The sequence below is a fragment of the Spiroplasma endosymbiont of Megaselia nigra genome (assembly GCF_003987485.1).
GTDB lineage: Bacteria > Bacillota_I > Bacilli_A > Mycoplasmatales > Mycoplasmataceae > Spiroplasma.
On record NZ_RCOO01000157.1, the window covers coordinates 1 to 2,591 of the forward strand.

The 2,591-nt window shown below is 25.4% G+C and carries 3 protein-coding genes; all 3 read right to left on the minus strand.

Annotated elements, in window-relative coordinates:
• Positions 1-120: 120 nt before the first annotated feature.
• Positions 121-372 (minus strand): hypothetical protein, encoded by a 252-nt coding sequence (locus D9R21_RS05610; protein WP_126821433.1) that lies wholly within the window; start codon positions 370-372, stop codon positions 121-123.
• Between the two features lie 111 nt (positions 373-483).
• Positions 484-1,782 carry a hypothetical protein gene (locus D9R21_RS05615; protein WP_126821434.1) on the minus strand — a complete coding sequence of 433 codons (1,299 nt, stop codon included), beginning with the start codon at positions 1,780-1,782 and terminating at the stop codon, positions 484-486.
• Between the two features lie 63 nt (positions 1,783-1,845).
• Positions 1,846-2,591: hypothetical protein (locus D9R21_RS07365; RefSeq protein WP_158613928.1), on the minus strand; the 746-nt coding region annotated here is incomplete at its 5' end.

A 2,591-nucleotide genomic window follows, 5' to 3' on the forward strand; every position in this document is an offset into this window, starting at 1 on the left:
CCCTTTGCCATATAAAAAATGTTTCTCCTAACTTTATATATTTAATAATAACCTAGAAAGGTTTTTTATTTCATATTCTCAGTTAAAAGAAACATTGTACATTTTAAATAAATCTCTTTTTTATTTAGGTTTAAATGTAATCTTAACAGGATTATTACCATTATTTGTAAAATATATTAAATCATTAGAATTTTGTGAAAGAGTTAAATTATATTGATTTCCTCAATTAGGATAACCAACAGTCCCCATAAATCTTGGTAATATTGTTTTTGTAAATCTAATTTTTAATTTTACATCATTAGTATAATATAATTCTAAATATACATTTTTAGTATTATGAGGTTTTATATTATTAATTGTTGATATTTGCATTAAAAATAATACTTCTTGATTTTGATATTTAGTTTTATATTTTGAATAATAATCTCCTGCTAATAAATTATCTGCATAACTTATAACAAATGGTTTAATTTCTGTTGAAATTTAATTTGTTTTAATAATTTTATTTTGAGGAAAATTAGTATTTGTTATCTGTTGATCTCCACCACCTTCATAATTAAGGTCAGATATTTTACCTAAATTAAAATTACATTCCTCTTTTCCTGCAAATAATTCTATATCTTTATATTCATACATATGTATTTTAGTTGCAAAATTAGTAATAGAAAAATTATTTATATTACTTATTTCAATAGTTTCATAGGTGTCTATAAACTTATTTATACTTTGAATTGTTGGGTCAATTTGTTTTAAATCAATTTCTAATTCATAATAACCTTTATACTCATTTAAAGTATCAAATAAATTAACCATATTACTTAATGTACTTTTACATTGAGGTTGTACTGTAAAATTAAAATTAATAGGTAATTTTGCATTAGCAGGAATAATATTTTTTGTATAGGGTTTATAGTTATATGGCACTGGTGGTAATACATATTCAGGGTAATTAAATGTTGGTATTTCATAATCATGTGGTAGTAAGAAACTAGTTTTATAATTAGTTGTCATATCTCGTAAATAATTATTTAGTGTACTTTTTGTTTTACCACGAAAACTCCATACTGATAATCTTAAATAATCTTCTTCATTATTTGTATATGGGTTATCAGCATAAAAGATAATTTCAAAATTACCTTTATATAATGCTTGAATTGAAAACATATCAATTATATAACTACAATTTGTACCATCTGGTGTTTGTAAAAACTCTAAATCATTATCTTTTTCACTATCACTAGCTGGTGTTTGTGCATCTACAGCTTTGGTTTGTTCATTAATTAAATAAACTCGATTAGTTTTAGGATTTAATTGTTTTAAATTATAAGTTGAATAAACTAACGCACTTGTTTTTGAACCATTTTTATTTAAAACAGTACCTTTGCATTTATCAGTTAATAAAGTAGTAAACCCTAAAATAGTAGCATTTGCTCCAAAAATAGCACCAACTTTATCATTCCCTTGTTCTCTAAATATTTCAAAGGGTAAGTAACCTTTACCTTTGGAATTATCACCTCAAAAGGCATCATTATAAAAACTATAAATATTAGCACTCATAAAGCCATTAAGAAATTGAAAATTAGGTCAAGTTTTTTTATCTTGATTAATAACTCAACCCCAAGGAATACCAAATGAAATAAAGTTTAAGAACTTACCAACTCCACCTGGTATCGTAAAAGGGTTAAAAACTAATTTTTGTGTATAGTTTAAAGGTAATACTGTAATTTGGCGATTAATAAAATTATTCATATTTAAAATATCTCAAACATTACATGAACCCATTTTATTATATTCAATTTGAACTTGTCCGACAGCATTACCAAATTCATCTTTTCTTCTAAAATATTATGAGGCTTGGGTACTAATTATATTATCAACATTACCATTGTTTACTTTCACTTTATCTGGTGTAGTAATCATTCAAGTTTTAGACCAATAAAATTCAGAATTATTATCTTCTTCCTTAATAGTTGTTCCAACAGTCGGATTGGTTGCTGTTGAACTTGCTTTATCGGTTATAACAATACCCTCACTATTTTTTTGATTTCAAAAATCATATCTACTTTCCATATCTTTTTTTCAATCTTCATAACCAGTTATCATAGTTGGTTGAATCCCTTGAATGTTATATCAACTTACTTCTGGTGATGCATAAGTATTTATTTTATCAGGTGGTGCAGGATACATGTTATACATTAATAAATCTCTTGAATTCATTACTTTTTTATTAAATTGGCCTTTAATAATTGGTCGACCAATTACTGGCATATCAAAAAATATAGGATTACCATAAAATTTAACTGCCATGGCTCTAACACCGGGGTCTTTTAATAAAATCTCATCTAATTCAACAATACCTTTATTTAGTTTTTCATCATAAGTTATTTTAGGAAAACAATAACCTTCCCCTGGGGCACTTGTTTGAATAAATTGCCGCACTGATAAACCACTATTACTAATTTTGTCATTAATACTTGAAAATGTAATTTCTTGTCATAAGAAACTACCATCATATGGTGAATAATAATTAATAACATTTGAAGGATATAATCATTGTCTATCTTGGGGTGCAGAATTAATATCACCACCAC